Annotated in this window: 17 protein-coding genes; 11 read left to right on the top strand and 6 right to left on the bottom strand. The window is 69.3% G+C overall.

Features of this window, described 5'->3' with window-relative positions; all coding sequences use genetic code 11:
• Positions 1-238: 238 nt before the first annotated feature.
• Positions 239-1,780: a glycine betaine ABC transporter substrate-binding protein gene (locus AC07SQ_RS29910; protein ID WP_495266439.1), complete on the bottom strand. Its 1,542-nt coding sequence runs from the start codon at positions 1,778-1,780 to the stop codon at positions 239-241.
• A 110-nt stretch (positions 1,781-1,890) separates the two neighbouring features.
• On the opposite strand from AC07SQ_RS29910, the gene AC07SQ_RS29905 reads away from it, so the two are divergent.
• Positions 1,891-2,949, top strand: coding sequence for an ROK family protein (locus tag AC07SQ_RS29905; RefSeq protein WP_495273359.1), 1,059 nt, complete (start codon positions 1,891-1,893; stop codon positions 2,947-2,949).
• Between the two features lie 10 nt (positions 2,950-2,959).
• Here AC07SQ_RS29905 and AC07SQ_RS29900 read toward each other — a convergent pair whose 3' ends face one another.
• From AC07SQ_RS29900 to AC07SQ_RS29885, 4 genes are all read right to left on the bottom strand, one after another.
• Positions 2,960-4,723, bottom strand: coding sequence for an Ig-like domain-containing protein (locus AC07SQ_RS29900; RefSeq protein WP_495273360.1), 1,764 nt, complete (start codon positions 4,721-4,723; stop codon positions 2,960-2,962).
• 538 nt (positions 4,724-5,261) lie between these two features.
• Positions 5,262-6,641 carry a phospholipase D-like domain-containing protein gene (locus tag AC07SQ_RS29895; RefSeq protein ID WP_095744593.1) on the bottom strand — a complete coding sequence of 460 codons (1,380 nt, stop codon included), beginning with the start codon at positions 6,639-6,641 and terminating at the stop codon, positions 5,262-5,264.
• A 25-nt stretch (positions 6,642-6,666) separates the two neighbouring features.
• Positions 6,667-7,335, bottom strand: coding sequence for a glutathione S-transferase family protein (locus tag AC07SQ_RS29890; RefSeq protein WP_495273361.1), 669 nt, complete (start codon positions 7,333-7,335; stop codon positions 6,667-6,669).
• A 27-nt stretch (positions 7,336-7,362) separates the two neighbouring features.
• The gene (locus tag AC07SQ_RS29885) at positions 7,363-8,484 is read right to left on the bottom strand and encodes a 5-methyltetrahydropteroyltriglutamate--homocysteine S-methyltransferase (protein WP_495273362.1); all 1,122 of its coding nucleotides are present in this window, start codon (positions 8,482-8,484) and stop codon (positions 7,363-7,365) included.
• Positions 8,485-8,629: 145 nt separating this feature from the next.
• Here AC07SQ_RS29885 and AC07SQ_RS29880 point away from each other — a divergent pair, with 145 nt between their 5' ends.
• The 10 genes from AC07SQ_RS29880 to AC07SQ_RS29835 all read left to right on the top strand — a co-directional run bounded on the left by AC07SQ_RS29880 (position 8,630) and on the right by AC07SQ_RS29835 (position 18,507).
• The gene (locus tag AC07SQ_RS29880; RefSeq protein WP_495273363.1) at positions 8,630-9,739 is read left to right on the top strand and encodes an aromatic ring-hydroxylating dioxygenase subunit alpha; all 1,110 of its coding nucleotides are present in this window, start codon (positions 8,630-8,632) and stop codon (positions 9,737-9,739) included.
• Complete coding sequence (locus AC07SQ_RS29875) at positions 9,739-10,512, top strand: GntR family transcriptional regulator (protein ID WP_062470623.1); 774 nt, start codon at positions 9,739-9,741, stop codon at positions 10,510-10,512. Before AC07SQ_RS29880 ends, AC07SQ_RS29875 begins: the two co-directional genes overlap by 1 nt.
• A gap of 43 nt (positions 10,513-10,555) precedes the next feature.
• Positions 10,556-11,545, top strand: coding sequence for a PDR/VanB family oxidoreductase (locus tag AC07SQ_RS29870; protein ID WP_495273364.1), 990 nt, complete (start codon positions 10,556-10,558; stop codon positions 11,543-11,545).
• A gap of 155 nt (positions 11,546-11,700) precedes the next feature.
• The gene (locus AC07SQ_RS29865; protein ID WP_487849273.1) at positions 11,701-12,885 is read left to right on the top strand and encodes an ABC transporter substrate-binding protein; all 1,185 of its coding nucleotides are present in this window, start codon (positions 11,701-11,703) and stop codon (positions 12,883-12,885) included.
• A gap of 138 nt (positions 12,886-13,023) precedes the next feature.
• Positions 13,024-13,896 (top strand): branched-chain amino acid ABC transporter permease, encoded by an 873-nt coding sequence (locus tag AC07SQ_RS29860; RefSeq protein WP_056582994.1) that lies wholly within the window; start codon positions 13,024-13,026, stop codon positions 13,894-13,896.
• Between the two features lies 1 nt (position 13,897).
• Positions 13,898-14,884, top strand: coding sequence for a branched-chain amino acid ABC transporter permease (locus AC07SQ_RS29855; protein WP_369644033.1), 987 nt, complete (start codon positions 13,898-13,900; stop codon positions 14,882-14,884).
• Entirely contained in the window at positions 14,881-15,642 is a 762-nt protein-coding gene (locus AC07SQ_RS29850; protein ID WP_492732525.1) for an ABC transporter ATP-binding protein, read from the top strand. Before AC07SQ_RS29855 ends, AC07SQ_RS29850 begins: the two co-directional genes overlap by 4 nt.
• The gene (locus AC07SQ_RS29845; protein WP_495273365.1) at positions 15,635-16,342 is read left to right on the top strand and encodes an ABC transporter ATP-binding protein; all 708 of its coding nucleotides are present in this window, start codon (positions 15,635-15,637) and stop codon (positions 16,340-16,342) included. Before AC07SQ_RS29850 ends, AC07SQ_RS29845 begins: the two co-directional genes overlap by 8 nt.
• 38 nt (positions 16,343-16,380) lie before the next feature.
• Entirely contained in the window at positions 16,381-18,084 is a 1,704-nt protein-coding gene (locus tag AC07SQ_RS29840; RefSeq protein WP_495273366.1) for a tannase/feruloyl esterase family alpha/beta hydrolase, read from the top strand.
• 123 nt (positions 18,085-18,207) lie between these two features.
• On the top strand, positions 18,208-18,507 hold the full coding sequence (locus AC07SQ_RS29835) for a putative quinol monooxygenase (protein WP_495273367.1): 300 nt from the start codon (positions 18,208-18,210) through the stop codon (positions 18,505-18,507).
• Positions 18,508-18,517: 10 nt separating this feature from the next.
• Here the strand turns inward: AC07SQ_RS29835 and AC07SQ_RS29830 are convergent, their stop codons facing one another.
• Positions 18,518-20,890 carry a TonB-dependent siderophore receptor gene (locus AC07SQ_RS29830; protein ID WP_495273368.1) on the bottom strand — a complete coding sequence of 791 codons (2,373 nt, stop codon included), beginning with the start codon at positions 20,888-20,890 and terminating at the stop codon, positions 18,518-18,520.
• Between the last annotated feature and the right edge of the window lie 53 nt (positions 20,891-20,943).

Raw genomic sequence — 20,943 nt, 5'->3', positions numbered from 1 at the left:
GTACTTCCCTCCGCGAATGTCCCCCGGGGCTTCGCCCCTCCTCCTTGATTTCGCTGCGGGAAGCACCCAGTGTCCTGCGCACGGGAAGCGGCGGTGGTGCGCAGCCCATCAACGACCGCACTGAACACGCATCACGTCGATGCGGTGCCTTGCGCAGCGAAATCAAGGAGGAGGGCGAAGCCCGGGGGACATTCGCGGAGCAAGGTACCGCGTCGGCGGGAGCGTAGCCCTGAACAGCTCAGGCCAATGGCGCCCTGCGGCTGCGACGCATCAGAAATTCGATCAGCTCGAAGATGCCTTCGCTGATCAGCGCCATCGCAGCAGCCGGCAGCGCGCCGGCCATCAACAGCTCGCGATCGTTCAGCGCCAGCCCCGTCACGATGCGCTCACCAAAACCACCCGCGCCGATGAAAGCCGCGATGGTGGCCGTGCCGATGGCGATGGCTGTCGCGGTGCGAACGCCCGCCAACAACGTGGGCAACGCGAGAGGCAGCAGCACCAGCTGAAGGCTCTGCGGCGGTGTCATGCCCAGCGCGGTGCCGGCCAGTCGAAGTCCATTCGGCACTTCGGCCAGTCCGGTCACGGTGTTGCGCATGATCGGCAGCAGCGAGTACAGCGTGAGCGCGATGAGCGCGGGCAGGGCGCCGATGGCACCGAGCAAAGAGATCAGCACCGCGAGCAGCGCCAGCGAGGGCACGGTCTGCATCACGCTCGCGAAGCCCAGCACCACGGCGCGCAGCCGCAGGTGCGGAAACACGAGGATCGCGAGCGGCACGCCGATGAGGATGGCCACGCCGACCGACACCGCCACCAGCAGCAGGTGCTGGCGCGCGAGCGGCCACAGGTCGGGGCCGAAGAGCTTGGCCGTGAAGCCGCGCGCGGCGCTCGGCGGGGTCTTGCCGTCTTTGGTGGCGCCGGCGAGGAAGTCGCGCGCGATGGTGTCGAAGCGCACGCCCTGCAGTTCGGCGCGCGCGTTCATCGCGATCATCGCGTGCTCGTCGATCTTGCCTTCAAGCGCCTGCAACGCGGCCCAGGCCTTCGGCAGCCGCGCGGGCAGGTCGAGCTTGTAGAGCACCACCGCGTCGTAGCGCGGAAAGTACTGCTTGTCGTCCACGAGCACGCGCAGGCCGAGGTGGTCGATCTTGGCGTCGGTGGTGTAGATGTCGATGGCGTCGATCTGCTTGGCCGTCATCGCCTCGTAGGCCAGGCCGTGGTCGAGCCCGGTCGGTGTCTGCGTGAAGCCGTAGCGCGCGGCCAGGCCCTTCCAGCCGTCGGCGCGGCCGATGAATTCGTTCGACAGCCCGATGCGCAGTTCGGGGTGTTTGGCCAGGTCGCTCAGCGTGCGCAGCCCGAGCTTGTCGGCGTCGGCGGCGCGCACGGCCAGCGCGTAGCCGTCGTTGAAGCCCAGCGGAATCGCCACGCCCAGACCGAGCGGCGCGAGCGCGGCGTTCATGGCCTCGCGCGTGTCGGCGGGCGAGCCCTTGAGGATTTCGAGCGCGATGGTGCCGGTGTATTCGGCGTACAGGTCGATGGCGCCCGAGCGCAGCGCCTCGTACACGATGGCCGTGTTGCCCAGCCCCTGCCGCACGACGGGCGGCGATGCGGTGTGCGGCGCGGCGGTCTGCGCCAGCACCTCGGCCAGGATGTACGACTCGGTGAAGCGCTTGGAGCCGACGCGCAGCGTCTCGTCGGCGGCCTGCGCGCGGGGCGCGGCGGCGGCCAGCCAGAGCATCGCGAAAAGCCACAGGGCGGGGTGCCAGAAGCTGCGAGGCAGGTGCATCCGGATCAGTGTATCGGCATCGCCGCGCCCGCCGTACCCGTCCGTCTCCTACACGCCGTGGTGCGCGAAGCCGATGCGCCACGGGCGCGCAGCGGCCCATAGTGGCCGTCATGAAAAAAACCAGGCACGCGCCCCCCGGTCCCGACATCCACGGCCTGCGCGAGCTGCCCGGCCTGCGCGTGGACGGCTACAGCCTGCAGCTGCGCGACAAGGACGGCTTCGTTGGCGACCAGGCCAGCCAGACGGCGTTTCGCGAACTGCTCGAGCGCTGGCGCAAGCGGCGCCGCAAGACCGGCCGCGACCCGCTGGGCACAGCCCATTCGCGCGACCTGAGCAAGAAGCAGCTCGACCGCGCGCTGCAGGGAAAGATCGCCACGGCCGCCGGCGACGTGATGCACGGCGCCATCGAGGAATTCGCGCAAGAGCTGGCCTTCGTGGTCCAGCGCTTCGTGCGCCAGCCCTCGTGGCGCAAGGTGCAGCGCATCGTGGTTGGCGGCGGCTTTCCCGAGAGCGACGTGGGCGAGCGCGCGATCCTGGAGGCGGGCGCGATGCTTGAAGACCTGGGCGTGCACGTGCAGCTGGGCCGGCTGTCGCACAACGTGGACGACGGCGGGCTGATCGGCTGGGCGCACCTGACGCCGCCGCCGCTGCTGAAGGGGCACGACGCCATCCTGGCCGTGGACATCGGCGGCACCAACGTGCGCTGCGGCATCGTGAAGACGCGCCACCGCAAGGCACCCGACTTCTCGCGCGCGAAAGTGGTCAAGCGCGAGAAGTGGCGCCACGCCGACGACGGCCCGAACCGCAGCCACATGGTCGAGCGCATCGCCGACATGCTGGAGGACATGGTCGTCTACGCCGAGCGCCGCAAGATCCGGCTCGCGCCCTTCATCGGCATCGGCTGCCCGGGGTTGATCCGCTCCGATGGCTCGATCGCGCGTGGCGCGCAGAACCTGCCGGGCGACTGGGAGAGCCGGGCCTTCCACCTGCCGGCCGCGCTGTGGCGGCGGCTGCCGATCATCGGCTCGGGCGCGACGCTGGTGCTCATGCACAACGACGCGGTGGTGCAGGGCCTGAGCGAGCTGCCCTTCATGCGCGACGTGCGCCACTGGGGCGTGCTGACCATCGGCACCGGGCTGGGCAACGCCAGCTTCACGAACCGGCGTTGAGCGCTACCTCTTACAGGTCTTCGGGCCGCAGCTCCGCGCCGACGCGCGCGGTGGCCGAGGTGGTGGCGACGTTGCCCGCCGCGTCGGTGGCGCGCAGCTCGATGTTCGCCAGGCCGGCGCGCGCGGGCGTCCAGCTGCAGGCGTAGGGCGCGGTGCGCAGCGCGCAAACGGTCTTGCCGTCGACGATGAAGGCCAGCTCGGCCACGCCGACATCGTCGGTCGCGCTGGCCGACAGCCGCACCGGCAGGCCGGCCGCCGACGATGCCATGGACGGCACGTTCAGCGTCACGGTCGGCGCCGTGGTGTCGGCGGGCGCGCGCACGATCACCTGCGCCGACGCAACCTCGGCATTGCCCGCCGCGTCGATGGCGATCACGCGGACGATCTGCACGCCCGGCGCGGTCGGCGTCCAGTGGCAGGTGTAGGGCGGGGCGGTGAAGGTGCAGATCGGCAGGCTGTCGGTGCCGATCACCTTCACGCCGAAGACGCCGACGTTGTCGACCGCCACGGGCGCCAGCGCCACCGGCTGGCCCACGGTCGCCATCGCGGGCGCGGCCAGCGACACGGCCGGCTTCTGGCTGTCGGGCACACCCAGCGGCAGGTCGATGGTGAAGGCCGCCTGCCCCTGCACCGCCTTCTGCTCGAAGGCATCGAAGATGGTGAACCAGGTGGCGCCCGGCGCGCGGCCCGGGGCCTGGGCCTTCACGAGCAGCGTGGTCTTGCCGACGGCGAAGCAGCTGAAGCCGCAGCGCCAGTCGAAGACGAAGCGGCCTTCGGCGTTCGTCGTGCCCTGCGCGATCGGCTCCAGCGGCTTGCCGGCGCCCGGGTCGCGCCACACCGAGACGGGCGCGCCGGCCAGCGCGGCGCCGCTCTCGCGCTCGGTCACGCGCACCTGGGTGGAGGTGGTCGCGGCCATGAACTTCGAGCTGCCGAGCTTGGGCCAGTCGCGCCAGTCGGTGTTGATCTGCGCCTTGGTGCCTTCGGTGAAGCGGATCAGGCCGAGCGTGGCGACGCGGTTGGCGGCCGGGTCGTAGCGCTGCTCGAACACGGTGCCCAGCAGCGGGTCGAGGCGCCAGTGCTGGCGCGGCCACCAGTAGCGGTCGGTGTGCTTCACGAGGGCCAGGTCGCTGGCGGGCGCGGTCTCGGTGGTGTCGGCGACGGCGATGGCGTTGTAGTACTCGCCGGAGCCGGCGCCGAACACGTGCTCCAGCTCGTGCAGCAGGGTCTTGAGCTGGCGGCCGAGGTAGTCCTTTTCGGTGGACTCGGGCGCGGCCGGCGTGATGGCGCGCGACAGGCGCAGCGGGTCGTGGATGGCGGTCCAGTTCAGGTTCCAGGTCACGCCGGTGGGTGGGAAGGTGGTGCTGGTGGTCAGGCCGCCGTGGCTGTAGCCGCGCTTCGAGGGGCCGACGCACAGCACGATCTCGCCGCCGGCCACACCGCTGAAGCCGCAGGGCGGTGCCGCGCCGGGCGCGACGATCTGCAGGTCTTTCGCGGGGTCGAAGGTGAAGCTGCGCACGGTCTCGCGCTGGAACACGGTGTTGAGGTCGGCCACGTACTGCGCGAGCCGGCGGCCGGCCTCGGGCGCGCCGATGTCGGCCGCCAGTTGCGGGTCGATGAAGAAGCGCAGGCGGTGCACGCTCGGCGTGGCGCGGCCGACTTCGTTCATGGCCGCCCAGGCGGGAGCGGCGGACAACGGCAGCAGCAGGGCCCAAACGACAGGCAAGGCTGCGCCCAGCCGGCGCGCGAGCGCCAGCAGCGAATCAATGAAAGGCATCGATTTTTCTCCCCGTGCTCAGGGGAATCCGGCAGTGATCGACAACAAAGGGGACCGCTTCGGGCCGCGCGAAGGTGTCGCCCGGCGCCCAGCGCTCAAACCCCGCGGCGACCGCCTTTGCCGGTCACGCTCCTGCATCGCATCGAGGTCGCCGAAGGCGATACGCCCTGACGGGCGCCGATGCTTCTGAAGTGCGGGGGACTACTGGTTGCTCATTCAGTGCAGAGGGCGGGCGGACCGCTCATTCCTCCACACGATGTGGCAACAATCAGTGAACCTTTATCTTAATTTCTGGGCTCGTAGGAAGGGAACTGGCCTCGCTGTAGTGGTGCCTGTTATTTGGGCACTTTCTCACGACAACGGCGGTACGAATGGCGCTTCGGTGGGCCCCATGAGGCCGGGCCGGAGCGGGCTGCCCCGCGATGCAGGGGGCTCCGGAAGAACGCTCATCCACCGGAACCGGTGGCGATTCTAGTGTGAATGTTCAATTGGTTGCAATTGTGTTGCATTCGTGCATCTCGGGCGATGCACCGCCCAGCTACAGCTGGAAGGCGACGGTCAGCAGCAGCCCTTCGGCCACGTCGCGCAGCAGACCCGGGCGCCGCGCGCGGTAGGGCTCGCCAGCCGAGGCGGTGGTCTCGATCCATTCGGCCAGCCATTCGATGTCGTCGTGGCCGTAGAACACCACCGCCGCCTCGTGGTTCAGCAGCAGGCTGCGCAGGTCGAGGTTGATCGAGCCGCACATCGCCAGTTCGTCGTCGACCACCACGGCCTTGGCATGGGCCATGAAGGGCAGCATGCGAAAGCTCACGCCGGCGCGCGCGAGGTCGCGCATGGCGCGTGCGCGCACGAAGTCGGCCAGCCGGTGGTTCGACTGCGCGGGCATCGCGATGGTCACCTGCACGCCGCGCCGCGCGGCGAGGCGCAGCGCATCGCGCAGGCCGTCGCCGGGCACGAAGTAGGGCGTGATCGCGAGGATGCGGTGCTCGGCGCGAAAGCAGGCGTCGATGAGCAGCGCATGCGCCGTGTCCTCGGTCTGGTCGGGGCCGCTCGGCAGGAACTGGGCCATCGCGCAGCCGGGGCCCGCGGGCACGTCGGCGGCGGTGATGGCGCGCGCCTTGCGCCCGCGCACCGAGCTCCAGTCGTGGTCGAACTGGCGTGCGGCGGCGGCGGCCACGCTGCCCTGCAGGTCGAAGGACAGGTCGTGCCAGGCTTCGGGGTGCTTGTCGTTGCCGGAGAAGTACTCGCCCGCGAGGTTGCGCCCGCCCGACCACAACCAGCGGTCGTCGGCGATGGTGAGCTTGCGGTGGTTGCGCAGGTTGCGCGGCCCGATGCGGCGCAGGCTGAAGAAGGGGCGGAACACCGCCACCTCGCCGCCGGCCGCGCGCAGCCGGTCGAAGTGATGGCGCGGCAGTGAGAGCGCGCCGAAGCCGTCGAGCAGCACGCGCACCTTGACGCCCTCGCGCGCGCGCTGCGCGAGCCGCGCCAGCACGGCGTGGCCGAGCGCGTCGTCGCCGATGATGAAGGTGCACACGTCCAGGCGCTGGCGCGCGCCGTCGATCACCTCGAACAGCGCCTCGCGCGCGGCCTCGCCGTCGGCGTGCATGCGGATCGCGCAGCGCCCGGGCGGCGCCAGGCCGAAGCTCTCGATCAGGTCGGCCGCCCAGTGGCCCGGCGGCAGCGAACGCGGCGGCCGGGGCGCGCCGGCCGGGCGCAGCTTGCGCTGGCCGAACAGCAGGTACATCGGAAGGATCACGTAGGGCATGAGCACCAGCCCCATGACCCACGCGATGGCGGTGGTGGGGGCGCGCTGCTCGCGGCGCGTGCGCGTGGTCAGCACATAGACCAGCAACGCGAAAGTGACGACAAGAAAATGCTGCGAAGGGGAGGGCAGCCAGTCGAAGAGGGTGTCCGGCATGGGCGGGTGATGCCTCGGTGCCCGCTCAGCGCTGCAGGAAGGCCGGCACGCCGCGCCCTTGCGAAGCCAGGAACCGCATCATCGGATCGACCACCGCGCGCACGGCGGGCCGCGCGCCCATGCGATCGCGCCAGGCCACGAGGCGCGGTGTGGCGTCGGTCATGCCGGCGCCCTTGCGGTCGGCGAACACATGCGCCATGTAGAAGGCGATGTCGGCGAAGGAGTAAGGGCCGGCCAGATACTCGCGCGTGGCGAGCAAGCCTTCCATCTCTTCGTAGAAGCGCGCGCAGGCGGCGCAAGCCGCGACCGCCGGGGCGCTCTGCATGGCGTCCTGCAAGCCGAAGAGCTTGATGACGTTCGGAAAAAACACCTCGTCCGACTTCTGTTCCAGCTGCCGCGCGCGGGCCCGGTCGGCAATGCCTTCGGGCCACAGCGCGGGCTGCGGGTAGCGGTCTTCGAGGTACTCGAAGATCTGCGTCGAGTCGAACAGCGCCACCTCGTCGTCGACCAGCACCGGCACCTGCTGCTTCACCGGGTTCACGCGCAGCACCTCGGGGTGCTTGGGCTTGTAGGCGTCGTCGGTGGTGAACGGCACCATGGTGAGCTCGAAAGTGATGCCTTTTTCGTACGCGGCGATCTGCACCTTCGCGCCGAACATGCTGAGGGGGCCGGAGTAAATCTGCGTCGTCGTCATGCCCCCGACTTCAACAGAAACCGCGCGTCAGGTCGAGCCCCAGACTTCCTGCGCGGTTTCGACGACAAGGCGCAGCTTGTTGCGCTGCGCTTCGACGGCGATGTTGTTGCCATGCACCGTGCTGGAGAAGCCGCACTGCGGCGACAGCGCGAGCTGGTCGAGCGAGGCGTACTTGCTCGCGTCCTCGATGCGGCGCTTGAGCTCGTCCTTGTCTTCCATCTCGCCGAACTTGGTGGTCACGAGGCCGAGCACCACCGTCTTGCCCTTGGGCAGGTAGCGCAGCGGCTTGAAGTCGCCCGAGCGGGCGTCGTCGTACTCCATGAAGTAGGCGTCGAGGTCCATCTCCTTGAGCAGTGCCTCGGCCACCGGCTCGTAGTTGCCGGCCGCGGCGTGCGTGCTCTTGAAGTTGCCGCGGCACAGGTGCATGGCCAGCAGCATGCCCGGCGGCTTCTGCGCCACCACCTTGTTGATGAAGGCGGCGTAGCGGTGCGGCAGCTCGTTCGGGTCGTCGCCGCGCTTGCGGGCGGCTTCGCGCATGTGCTCGTCGCACAGGTAGGCGAGGTTGGTGTCGTCCATCTGCACGTAGGTGCAGCCGGCGGCGGCCAGCGAGCGCAGCTCGTCGCCATAGGCCTTGGCCACGTCGTCGTAGAACACCGGGTCGAGCTCGGGGTACGCGTCCTTGCTGATGCCCGCGCGCCCGCCGCGGAAGTGCAGCATCGTCGGCGAGGGGATGGTCACCTTCGGCGTGCGGCCGGCCGAGACCTGGCTCTTGAGGTACTGGAAGTCGGCGAGCTGGATGTCCTTCACGTGGCGCACCTTGTCGAGCACGCGCATCGCGGGCGGCGCCAGTTCCTCGGTGCCGTCGGGGCGGCGGATGGTGACCGGGATGTCGGTCTTCACGCCGCCGAGCTGGTCGAGGAAGTCGATGTGGAAGTAGGTGCGGCGGAACTCGCCGTCGGTGATGCTCTTGAGGCCGATGTCTTCCTGGAAGCGGACGATCTCGGTGATGGCCTTGTCTTCGACCTCGCGCAGTTGCTCGGGCGTGATCTGGCCCTTGGCTTTCTGCTCGCGGGCTTCGAGCAGGTATTGCGGGCGCAGGAAGCTGCCCACGTGGTCGTAGCGGGCGGGCAGGGCGGCATGCTGGGACATGGAATGAACTCCGTCGTGACTGTGAACGAGCGAAATCCTAGCGCCTTCGTGAAAAGCCTGTTTGTATACGTAGACGTCAGTGTTTACCCTCGAATAAGGGGTTCAACTCTGGAATTTCTCTCTGTTCTGTATACATTGCGTATTCATGAAGACGCCCACGACCGCCTTTCCGCTCAACGCTTGGTATGCCGCTGCCTACGACGTCGAAGTGCGTCACGCGCTGCTGCCACGCACCATCTGCAACCAGAAAGTGGTGCTGTTCCGTCGCACCGATGGCCAGGTGGCCGCGCTCGAAGACGCCTGCTGGCACCGGCTGATGCCGCTGTCGCTGGGCCGCCTCGAGGGCGACGAGCTGGTCTGCGGCTACCACGGCCTGGTCTACAACAGCCAGGGCCGCTGCACCCACATGCCGAGCCAGGAAACGCTCAATCCCTCGGCCTGCGTGCGCAGCTTTCCGGTGGTCGAGAAGCACCGCTTCGTGTGGATCTGGCCCGGCGACCCGGCCAAGGCAGACCCGGCGCTGGTGCCCGACATGCACTGGAACGACGACCCGGCCTGGGCCGGCGACGGCAAGATGATCCGCGTCAATTGCGACTACCGCCTCGTGGTCGACAACCTCATGGACCTCACGCACGAGACCTTCGTGCACGGCTCGTCGATCGGCAACCGCGAGGTGGCCGAGGCGCCCTTCGTGGCCACGCACGGCGACCGCTCGGCCACCGTCACGCGCTGGATGGAGAACATCGACGCGCCGCCGTTCTGGGGCAACCAGATCCGCCATGCGCGCGGCTACATGGGCAAGGTCGACCGCTGGCAGATCATCCGATTCGAAGGCCCGTGCACCGTGAACATCGACGTCGGCGTGGCCGAGGCGGGCAGCGGCGCGGTGCCGTCGAATGACAACCCCGGCGACCGCAGCAAGGGCGTCAACGGCTACGTGCTCAACACCATCACGCCCGAGACCGACAAGACCTGCCTGTACTTCTGGGCCTTCGCGCGCAACTACTGCCTGGGCGAGCAGCGCCTCACGCACGAGCTGCGCGAGGGCGTCTCGGGCATCTTCCGCGAGGACGAGATCGTGCTCGAGGCGCAGCAGAAAGCCATCGACGAGCACCCCGACCACCAGTTCTACAACCTCAACATCGACGCCGGCTCGATGTGGGCACGCCGCCTCATCGACCGCATGATCGAGAAGGAGCGGCCCGCGCGCGCCGCGATCCCGATCCGTCCCGCCCCAGAGAGCCAGGCCGCGTGATGAAGGTCGCCACCGTCTCTCCCGCCGAGCCCGGCGACAGCGGCAGCTCGCAGGCCGTGAAGGCGCAGCTGCGGCTGCGCGAGATGATCCTGGCGGGCGAGCTGCCCGGCGGCGCGCGCATTGCCGAGGTCGCCATTTCCGAGCAGCTCGGCGTGTCGCGCACGCCGGTGCGCAGCGCGCTCATGCGCCTCGAACAGGAAGGCCTGCTCGAAGCGCTGCCCAACGGCGGCTATGCGGTGCGCACGTTTTCCGAACGCGACGTGGCCGACGCCATCGAGCTGCGCGGCACGCTCGAAGGGCTGGTGGCGCGGCTGGCGGCCGAGCGCGGCGCGGCGCCCGTGGTGCTGCGCGAAGCGCGCGCCTGCCTCACGCGCATCGACGAACTGCTGCGCGAGCCCGCGCTCGACGACGCGGCCTTCTCGCGCTACGTGACGCACAACGAGAAATTCCACGCGCTGCTGTGCGAGATGGCGGGCAGCCCCGTCATCGCGCAGCAACTCGAGCGCGTGGTCAACCTGCCGTTCGCCTCGCCCTCGGGTTTCGTCATCGTGCAGGCCAATTCGCCGGCCGCGCGCGACATGCTCGTGATCGCGCAGGATCAGCACCTGCAGGTGCTCGACGCCATCGAGTCCGGCGAGGGCTCGCGCGCCGAGGCGCTGATGCGCGAGCACAGCCGCATCGCGCGGCGCAACCTGCGCGAGGCGCTGCACGGCACGCCGAGCGCCGAACAGCGTCCGCTCCCGGGCGTGCAACTGATCCGCCGTCGCGGCTGATCGACGACTTCTTTTTCTTCTCTTTCCCCGCTGGTGTTCCCCGATGAAAAGCGATCTTCAATGGATGCAGGCGCAGGTGGTGGCGCTGCGCGACGTCACGCCCACCGTGCGCGAGTTCACGCTGCGCCCCGACACCGACTTCGTTGCCGCGCATGAGCCCGGCGCCCACCTGCAGGTGCAGGTGATGACCGAGCAGGGCCGCGTGCAGACGCGCTCGTACTCGCTGGTGGGCGAGGGCGACGGCAGCTGCTGGCGCATCGCCGTCAAGCGGCTGGACGACGGCCGTGGCGGCTCGCGCGCGATGTGGCGGCTGGCCGAGGGCGACCGGCTGCAGGTGAGCGCGCCGCAAAACCACTTTCCGCTCGACCTCGCGGCGCCCGGCTACCTGCTGGTGGCGGGCGGCATCGGCATCACGCCGCTGGTGCTGATGGCGCAGCGCCTGGGCGCGCTGGCCCGACGCCGCGGCGTGCCGGTGGCCATGCTGTACGGCGCACGCCACGCAGGCGAGTTCGGCTATCTCGACACCCTGCGCGACGCGCTGGGCGAGGCCGGCGTGCAGGCGCACGAAGGCGCCGCGCCCATCGACTTCGACGCCGCCATCGCCGCGCTGCCGCCCGGCGGCCAGCTCTACACCTGCGGCCCGGTGCCGATGCTCGAAGCCGTCAAGCGCGCCTGGGCCGCGGCGGGCCGGCCGCTCGCCGACCTGCGCTTTGAAACCTTCGGCAGCAGCGGCCGCCTTGCCACGCAGGCCTTCACCGTGCGCATTCCGCGCCACGACCTGTCGATCACCGTGCCGGCCGACTGCTCCCTGCTCGACGCGCTCGATGCGGCCGGCGTGCAGACCCTGTCGGACTGCAAGCGCGGCGAGTGCGGCCTGTGCGCCATGGACGTGCTGGCCGTGGACGGCGAAGTCGATCACCGCGACGTGTTCCTGAGCCCGCACGAGAAGCAGGCGACCACGCGCATCTGCGCCTGCGTGTCACGCGCCGTGGGTACGCTCACGCTCGATTCCGCGTACCGCCCGGACCGTTGAAAACATCGGTTGCGCGATCATCGCGCAACCATTCGACTGATCGCGCAACAAAGACCCGTGCGGCGGGTGGGTAGGTGGTTGCCTGCTCCGTCAATTGTTGCGAATTGTTCAAAATACGCCCGGTTTCGCGTTCCGTCCCTCAAAGGAAAAATTCCATGCAAAGACGCCATCTCATCCAGACCGCCGGCCTTTCGGCGATTGCGCTCGCCACCGCGCTGTCGCTGCCTGTGGCCAGCGCCCAGGACAACAAGTTCAAGATCGGCCTGATCCTGCCGATGACGGGGCAGTCGGCCTCCACCGGCCGCCAGATCGAGGCCGCCGCGCGCCTGTACATGGCACAGAACGGCGACACCGTGGCCGGCAAGAAGGTCGAGCTGATCGTGAAGGACGACACCGGCCTGCCCGACGTGACCAAGCGCCTGGCGCAGGAGCTCATCGTCAACGACAAGGTCAACGTGATCGCCGGCTTCGGCATCACCCCGGCCGCGCTGGCCGCCGCGCCGCTGGCCACCCAGTCGAAGACGCCGCAGGTCGTGATGGCCGCCGCCACCTCGAGCATCACCGAGGCCTCGCCCTACATCGTGCGCAGCAGCTTCACGCTGCCGCAGGTGTCGGTGGTGATGGGCGACTGGGCGCCCAAGAACGGCGTGAAGTCGGTGGTCACGCTGGTCACCGACTACGGCCCCGGCAACGACGCCGAGAAGTTCTTCAGCGAGCGCTTCCAGCTCAACGGCGGCAAGGTGCTCGAGAAGCTGCGCGTGCCGCTGCGCAACCCCGACTTCGCGCCGTTCCTGCAGAAGGTGCGCGACGCCAAGCCCGACGCGCTGTTCGTCTTCGTGCCCTCGGGCGCGGGCGCGGCGGTGATGAAGCAGTTCCTGGAGCGCGGCATGGACAAGGCCGGCATCAAGATGATCGCCACCGGCGACGTGACCGATGACGATCAACTGAACGACATGGGCGACGGCGCGCTGGGCGTGGTCACCTCGCACCACTACTCGGCCGCGCACCCCTCGGCGCTGAACAAGAAGTTCGTCGAAGCCTTCCAGAAAGCCAACCCCAAGATGCGCCCCAACTTCATGGCCGTGGGCGGCTATGACGGCATGCGCGTGATCTACGAAGCCCTCAAGACCACCAAGGGCCAGGGCGGCGGCGAAGCCCTGCTGGCGGCCATGAAGGGCCAGGTCTTCGAAAGCCCGCGCGGCCAGGTGCTGATCGACGCGCAGACGCGCGACATCGTGCAGGACGTGTACCTGCGCAAGGTTGAAAAGAAGGACGGGCAGCTCTACAACATCGAGTTCGACGTTCTGAAGGGCGTGAAGGACCCGGGCAAGGCGAAGTAACAGAGCTCGCCCCCAGGCTGCGCGCACTTCGTGTCGCGCGCCTTCCCCTGCCGGGGGCGACACCTGAGGCCCGGCGCAGCCGGGTCCTCGGCATTCCCCGAAGAAAGCGCAGTGCGCGCAAGCTGTTGAATCGCTGATATGTTGACCATTCTTTTCGACGGCATCGCCTACGGCATGCTGCTCTTCGTCCTCGCCGTGGGGCTGGCCGTGACGCTCGGGCTGATGAACTTCATCAACCTCGCGCACGGCGCCTTCGCCATGGCGGGCGGCTACCTCACCGTGTTCGCGATGCAGAAGTTCGGCGTGCCGTTCCTGGCCTGCCTGCCGCTCGCGTTCATCGTCGTCGCGCTGGCCGGCGCGCTGCTGGAGCGCACGCTCTACCGGCCGATGTACGGCAAGCCGCACCTGGACCAGGTGCTGTTCTCCATCGGGCTGGCGTTCATGGCCGTCGCGGCCGTCGACTACTTCGTCGGCTCGTCGCAGCAGAACCTGCAACTGCCCGAGTGGCTGCGCGGGCGCAGCGAATTCGGCGACGGCGCGTTCCTGCTGGGCATGGGCCACTACCGCATCTTCATCATCGCGGTGTGCGCCGTGCTCACCGTGGTGCTGCAGCTCATCCTCTCGAAGACGCGCTTCGGCAGCCGCCTGCGCGCCGCCGTCGACGACCCGCGCGTGGCGGCCGGGCTGGGCATCAACGTCAACATCGTGTTCCTGCTGACCTTCGCCGTGGGCTCGGGCCTGGCCGGGCTGGGTGGCGCGCTGGGCGCGGAAATCCTCGGGCTCGACCCGACGTTTCCGCTCAAGTACATGATCTATTTCCTCATCGTGGTCTCGGTCGGCGGCACCTCGTCGATCACCGGGCCGCTCGCCGCCGCGCTGCTGCTCGGCATTGCCGACGTGGCCGGCAAGTACTTCATTCCGAAGATGGGCGCGTTCACCGTCTACCTGCTCATGATCCTGATCCTCATGTGGCGGCCCCAGGGCCTGTTCACGCGCAAGGGAGGCCGCTGAGATGAGCGCGCCTGCCTATGAATCGGCCCTGCTGCGCACCGCGCGCTGGCGGCCCTGGGAGTTCGTGGTCTGGGCCGTGGCCTTCGCGCTGCCGCTGGCCATGCCCTCGCACTCGTTGCTGGTCAACGAGATCGCCATCGTCGCGCTGTTCGCGATGTCGCTTGACCTGATCCTCGGCTACACCGGCATCGTGTCGCTCGGCCATGCGGCCTTCTTCGGCTTCGGTGCGTACGCCGCCGCGCTGTTCGCCAAGCTCGTCATGCCCGACCCGACCGTCGGCCTCGTGTTCGCCACCGTGCTGTCGGCCGTGCTGGGCCTCGTGGCCAGCGTGACCATCCTGCGCGGCAGCGACCTCACGCGGCTCATGGTCACGCTGGGCACCGCGCTGCTGCTGCTCGAACTCGCCAACAAGCTCGACTGGCTCACGGGCGGCGCCGACGGCCTGCAGGGCGTGGTGATGGGGCCGGTGCTTGGCCTCTTCGAATTCGACCTGTATGGCCGCACGGCCGCCTGGTACTCGCTGGCCGTGATGCTCGTGCTGTTCCTCGTGATGCGCCGCATCGTGCATTCGCCCTTCGGCGCCACGCTCAAGGCCATCCGCGACAACCGGCTGCGCGCCATGGCCATCGGCATCCCGGTGGTGTCGCGGCTCGCCGTGGTCTACACCGTGGCCGCCGGCATCGCGGGCGCCGCGGGCGCGCTGCTGGCGCAGACCACCGGCTTCGCCTCGCTCGACGTGCTGGCCTTCGACCGCTCGGCCGACGTGCTGCTGATGCTGGTCATCGGCGGCGTGGGCTGGCTGTACGGCGGCGTGGCGGGTGCCATCGTCTTCAAGCTGCTGCAGACCTGGCTGTCGTCGGTGACGCCGCAGTACTGGATGTTCTGGATCGGCCTCATCCTCGTGCTGCTGGTGCTCGTGGGACGCGACCGCCTGCTCAAGCCGTGGACCTGGTTCGGCACCGCGAAGAAGAAGGGCGGTGCGGCATGACCGACACCGTGCTCTCGACCCAAGGCCTCGTGATGCGCTTCGGCGGCATTACGGCCACGAACAACGTCACGATGGAACTGAAGCGCGGCGCCCGCCATGCGCTCATCGGCCCGAACGGCGCCGGCAAGACCACGCTGATCAACCTGCTGACGGGCGTGCTCACGCCCACCGAAGGCCGCATCTCGCTGCTCGGCGAAGACATCACCACGCTCGCGCCGCACAAGCGCGTGGCGCGCGGGCTGGTGCGCACCTTCCAGATCAACCAGCTCTTCGACTCGATGACGCCGCTGGAAACGCTGGCGCTCGTGGTGTCGCAGCACAAGGGCATCGGCGCGCAGTGGTGGCGCCCGCTGGGTGCGGACAAGCGCATCGCCGAGCGGGCCGGGCAACTGCTGGAGCAGTTCCACCTTGCCGACGTCGCGCAGCAGCAGACGAAATTCATGGCCTACGGCAAGCGTCGCCTGCTGGAGATCGCCATTGCGTTGGCCTGCGAGCCGCGCGTGCTGCTGCTCGACGAGCCCGTGGCGGGCGTGCCCGCCGGCGAGCGCGAAGAGCTGCTGCAGACCGTGGCCGCGCTGCCGGCCGACGTGTCGGTGCTGCTCATCGAGCACGACATGGACCTGGTGTTCAGCTTCGCCGACCGCATGACCGTGCTGGTCAACGGCGCGCTGCTGACCGAAGGCGACCCCGAGACGATCGCCAACGACCCGAAGGTCAAAGAGGTCTACCTGGGCCACGGAGAACATGCCCATGTCTGAACTGCTGCGCATCGAGAACCTGAGCGCCGGCTACGGCGAGGCCGTGGTGCTGCACGACGTGGCGTTCACGCTCGGCGAGGGCCAGACGCTCGCGCTGCTGGGCCGCAACGGCACCGGCAAGACCACGCTCATCAACACGCTGGCCGGCGCCACGCGCCAGCACGGCGGCACCATCGCGCTCGGCGGGCACGCGGCGCTGCACAAGCTGCAGCCGCACCAGCGCGCGGCGGCCGGCATCGGCTGGGTGCCGCAGGAGCGCAACATCTTCAAGTCGCTCACGGTGCACGAGAACCTGACGGCCGTGGAGCGCCCCGGCCAGTGGAACCCGCAGCGCGTGTACGAGATGTTCCCGCGCCTGGCCGAGCGCAAGACCAACCTGGGCACGCAGCTCTCGGGCGGCGAGCAGCAGATGCTGGCCGTGGGCCGCGCGCTGGCGCTCAACCCGAAGCTGCTGCTGCTCGACGAGCCGCTCGAAGGCCTGGCGCCGATCATCGTGGAGGAGCTGCTGCGCGCCATCCGCCGCATCACGCGTGACGAGGGGCTGGCCGCGATCATCGTGGAGCAGCACCCGCAGGCGATCCTCGCGATTTCCGACCAGGCCGTGGTGCTCGACCACGGGACCATCGTGCATGCCGACACTGCGGCGGCGCTGCGCGCGCAGCCGGAGGTGCTCGATCGGCTGCTGGGCGTGGCGCGGTAGCGGCGGCAGATCACACAAAACAACCAGGAGACAGACAGATGGTGATCCCCCAGACAGTGTTCAGCGGGGGCGCCATGCTGGCGACCGCCGCCTTGCTCGCCGCATGCGGCACGGCCTCGACCGGCCCCACGCGCCTGGGCCTCGGCGCCGATCCGGCCCAGGCCTGCGCGGCGCTCACCGCGCCAGTGGCGGCCACCGCCATCGGCCTGCCCAGCGGCGCGGCGACGATCGACTCGGCAGCGCTCGTGCCGGCGTCTGCACTGGCCGTGGCCGAGCGCGGCCCCAGCCCCGCGTCGCGCATCACGCCGGCGATGCCCGCGTACTGCAAGGTGCTCGGACGCATCGCACCGGTCGACGCGAGCGCGCCGCCGATCTTGTTCCAGGTCAACCTGCCGCTCGCATGGAACGGGCGCAGCGTGCAGTACGGCGGCGGAGGCTTCAACGGCACGCTGATCACCGGCCTGGCGCTGGTGCCCGCCGCGCGCTTCGACCTGCCCACGCCGCTGGCGCAGGGCTACGTGACCTACGGCACCGACTCGGGCCACCAGAACGTGCAGGGCCAGCCGCCGCAGGCCTTTGCGCTCAACGACGAGGCGCTCGTGAATTTCGCGCATGCCTCGTACAAGAAGGTGCGCGACGTGGCGGTGGCGCTGACGCAGCGCGCCTACGGCCACGCGCCGCAGAAGCTCTACTTCATGGGCAGTTCCGAAGGCGGGCGCGAGGCGCTCACGATGGCGCAGCGCTATCCGCAGGACTTCGACGGCATCTTCAGCCGCGTGCCGGTGATCAACTGGACCGGGCTGCAGCATGCGGGCACGCGCAACGGCATCGCCACCTTCGGCGAAGGCTGGCTGCGGCCCGCGCAGGTGCAGCTGGTGCACAACGCGGTGCTCGCGTCGTGCGACGCGACGGACGGCGTGGCCGACCGCATCGTGTCGAACCCGGTGGCCTGCCTGCAGCGCTTCGACCCGGCCACCTTGCGCTGCGCAGCGGGCACGAGCGGCGACAACTGCCTCAACGACGCGCAGGTGCAGGCGGTGCGCACGCTGCGCTCGCCGTGGCGCTCGCCCGTGCCGCTGGCGCATGGCGTCACCGAGTACCCGGGCTGGGGCATCGGCGGTGAAGGCACACCCGCCTTTGCGTCGATGGGCGGCTGGAACGCGTGGTGGACAGGCACCGCCGCACCGACCGTGCCGCCGCAGCCGAGCAACGGCATCGCGTGGTTCTACGGCAGCGGGGCGCTGCAGTATTTCTACGCGCGCAATCCGTCGCTCGACGTGCGCAACTACCGCGCCGAAGACTTCGCCGCGCGCATCGCCACCGTGTCGCAGCTGATGGACTCGACCAACCCCGACCTGAGCGCCTTCCATGCGCGCGGCGGCAAGCTGCTGGTGCTGGAGCACATGGCCGACTACGCGCAGAGCCCGTTCGCGGGCATCCGCTACTACGAGTCGGTGGTGGCACGCATGGGCCGCGAGAACGTGGACCGTTTCATGCGCCTGTACACCGCGCCCGGTGTCGACCATGTGGGCAGCGGCGCACCGGCCAACGTCGACATGCTCGGCGCGCTGGCCGACTGGGTCGAGCGTGGGCGTGCGCCGGCGGGGCTTCAACTGCTCGAACAGGACGTGCAGCCGCCATTCAAGACGACCCGCGCGCGTCCGCTGTGCGAGTGGCCGCTGTGGCCGCGCTACGTGACTGGCGATGCGTCGCAGGCAGCGAGCTTCCAGTGCAGCCGGTAGCGCGCGCTTGAAGCGGCCGCGATCTTCAAGGTGCGATTGAAGGAGTTTCGGGGCGAGGGGGCTTTTTCATGTGCGAGGGTCGCCGCAGACTGCAGGCATCCGAACTCCACAACGCACCGACCCATGAGCACCACGCCCCTCATCAGCATCGCCGTCCTGAAGGCCAAGACCGGCCAGCGCGAGGCGCTGCGCGACGCTCTGAGCGCGCTGGTGGCGCCCACGCGGCAGGAGCCCGGCTGCCTCGACTACACCTTGTTCGAACTGCGCGACGAGCCCGGCAGCTTCTACATGCGCGAGTCGTTCCAGGATCAGGCCGCGCTGGACGCGCACTTCGCCACGCCGTATTTCCAGGCCTTCGAAAAGCGGTTCGACGCGCTGCTGGACGCGCCGATCCGGCTGGTGTTCCTGGAGAAGGTCGTCTAGGCGTTGCGCCTCAGAACTGGTACTTCGCGCTCGCGACCACCGCGCGATCGCTGCCGGGGTAGTACTTGCTGTACGCGCGCGATGCGGCGTACTGGCGGTTGGCCAGGTTCGTGGCGCTCAAGGCGAAGCGCCAGGGCCCGCGCTTGTAGTGCACCGTGGCGTCGAGCAGCGCGACGCCGCCTTCGGACGAGGTGTTGCCCACGTCGTTCCAGCGCTTGCCGATGTAGCGCACGCCGCCGCCGAAGCCGAAGCCGTTGCCCATCGTGTAGTCGAGCCAGAGCGAGGCCGTGTTGCGGGGCACCTGGATCGGTGTCTTGCCGCGCTCGGTCTCGTTGGCGCTCTCGCGCACCTTGGTGTCGAGCCAGGTGTAGGAGGCCGTGAGGTTCAGGTCGCGCGCCAGCTCGGCCTTGGCTTCGAGTTCGAGCCCGCGCGAGCGGATGCGGCCGATCTGGCGCGCCTCGAAGGTGTTCTGGTCGTAGGTCACCACGTTGGATTTGCGCAGGTCGAACACGGCCGCGGTGAACAGCGCGCGCGTGCCCTCGGGCTGGAACTTGACGCCGGCCTCCACCTGCTTGCCGCGGCTCGGCCGGAACGGCGTGCTGTTCAGGTCGACGCCGCTGGTCGGCATGAAGGATTCGGCGTAGCTGAGGTACGGTGCCCAGCCGTTGCCGATGAGGTAGCTCAGGGCCGCACGGCCGCTGAACTTGTCGTCGGTCTGTGTCGTGCGTTCGCCTTTCAGCCGATCGTAGGTGGCGGACTTGACGTGGTCCTGCCGTCCACCGAGCGTGAGCAGCCAGTGGGGGCCGAACTTGATCTGGTCCTGTGCGTACACGCCGAGCTGCTCGGTGGTCTGCGTGAAGTTGCTGTCGGGCCGGAACGGTTCCGCCACCGGCAGGCCGTTGACGGGAAAGCGCAGGTCCAGGCTCGGCGCCGGCCCGGAGAACTGCTTGGCCGTGTACCGGACGCGCGACCAGTCGACGCCGAACAGCAGCGTGTGCTCGACGTCGCCGGTGCGCACGCGGCCCTGCAGCTGCGTGTCGGCGGTCCACTGGTTGACCCACTCGGGGGCGAAGCGCGCGGTTCGCCGCAGCGTGTAGCCGTCGGGCGCGAGGTTGACGACCACGTGGTGCTTGTCGGTGTCGAAGCTGAAGTAGCGCGTGTTCTGGCGCACCGCCCAGTCGTCGTTGATGTGGTGTTCGAACAGGTAGCCGAGCGACGATTGCTGCTGCTTGATCCGGCTGTAGTTCGGTTCGCCCTGGATGAGCCCGGTGTCGCGCCCCTTCGCGTCGGTCACGTTGAAGGTGTCGTCGCTGGCATCGCTTTTCAGGAATTCGCCGAGCAGGGTGAACGAGGTGGCGGCCGACGGTTGCCAGCGCAGCGAAGGCGCGAGGTAGCTGCGCTTCACTTCGGCGGGCGCGCCGTTGGGGTAGCGCTGCTGGCTGTTGCTGTCCAGCTCGACGCCCACGAGGCGGTAGCTCAGTGTGTCGCTCAGGGCGCCGCCCAGGTCCACGGCCAGCTGCTTGCGCTGGAAGCTGCCGTACTGCACTTCGATCTCGCGCGTGGGCGTGCTGCTCGGCATCTTGCTGACGCGGTTGACGATGCCGCCCGCATCGCCCAGCCCGAACATCACCGACGACGGGCCGCGCAGCACCTCGACGCGCTCGACGCCGTAGGGCTCGGTCAGCGAGTAGGCCGGCAGCAGCAGGCCGTCGCGGTACATGGCGTTGCCTGCGGTGGCGTCGAAACCGCGCAGCAGCAGCCAGTCGATGCCGCGTGCGTCGTAGCCCCAGTTGCCGGCGACCACGCCCGGTGCGTAGCGCACGGCTTCCATCACGGTCTGCACGCCGCGCGCTTCGAGTTCTTCGCGGCCGATGACGGAGATCGACTGCGGCACTTCGAGGATCGGCGTGTCGGTCTTGGTGGCGCTCTGGCTGCGCCGGGCGACATAGCCCGGCACCGGGCCCAGGCTGGTTTCGAGTTCGGCGGTGGCGCTCACGGTCACGGCCGGCAGGGTGGCGCCGGCGGCGCTTGGCGCTTTCTCGATCACCAGTGTGCTGCCCGCTATGCGGCCGGCCAGCCCGCTGCCCTGGAGCAGTTGCGCGGCGGCGGCCTGCACGCTGAGGCTGGCCTGCACCGGGCGGCCCTGCAGGCCCTGCAGCAGGCCCGGCGCCGCCAGCAGCTGCACGCCGGCCTGGCGCGCAAGTTGGTTCAGCGCCTGGTCCAGCGGCTGGGCGGGGATCGAGAAGGCGATGGCTGCGCCGGCGGCGGGCGGTGTCGCGCTCTGGGCCCAGGTGGTCTGGCTGGCTTGAGCGACCAGGCACAGCACGGCCGCCGCGATCAGGTGGCGCCGGCCGGCGGGGAGAAGAAGGTGGCGGGAGGGCATGCGGTTCTCTCGGTTCAGGTCGGGGTCATGAAAATTCCGGGACGTCCGCAGGG

The organism is Variovorax sp. GW821-FHT06D12, assembly GCF_059419205.1.
This window is presented reverse-complemented; position numbering and strand designations above follow the sequence as displayed.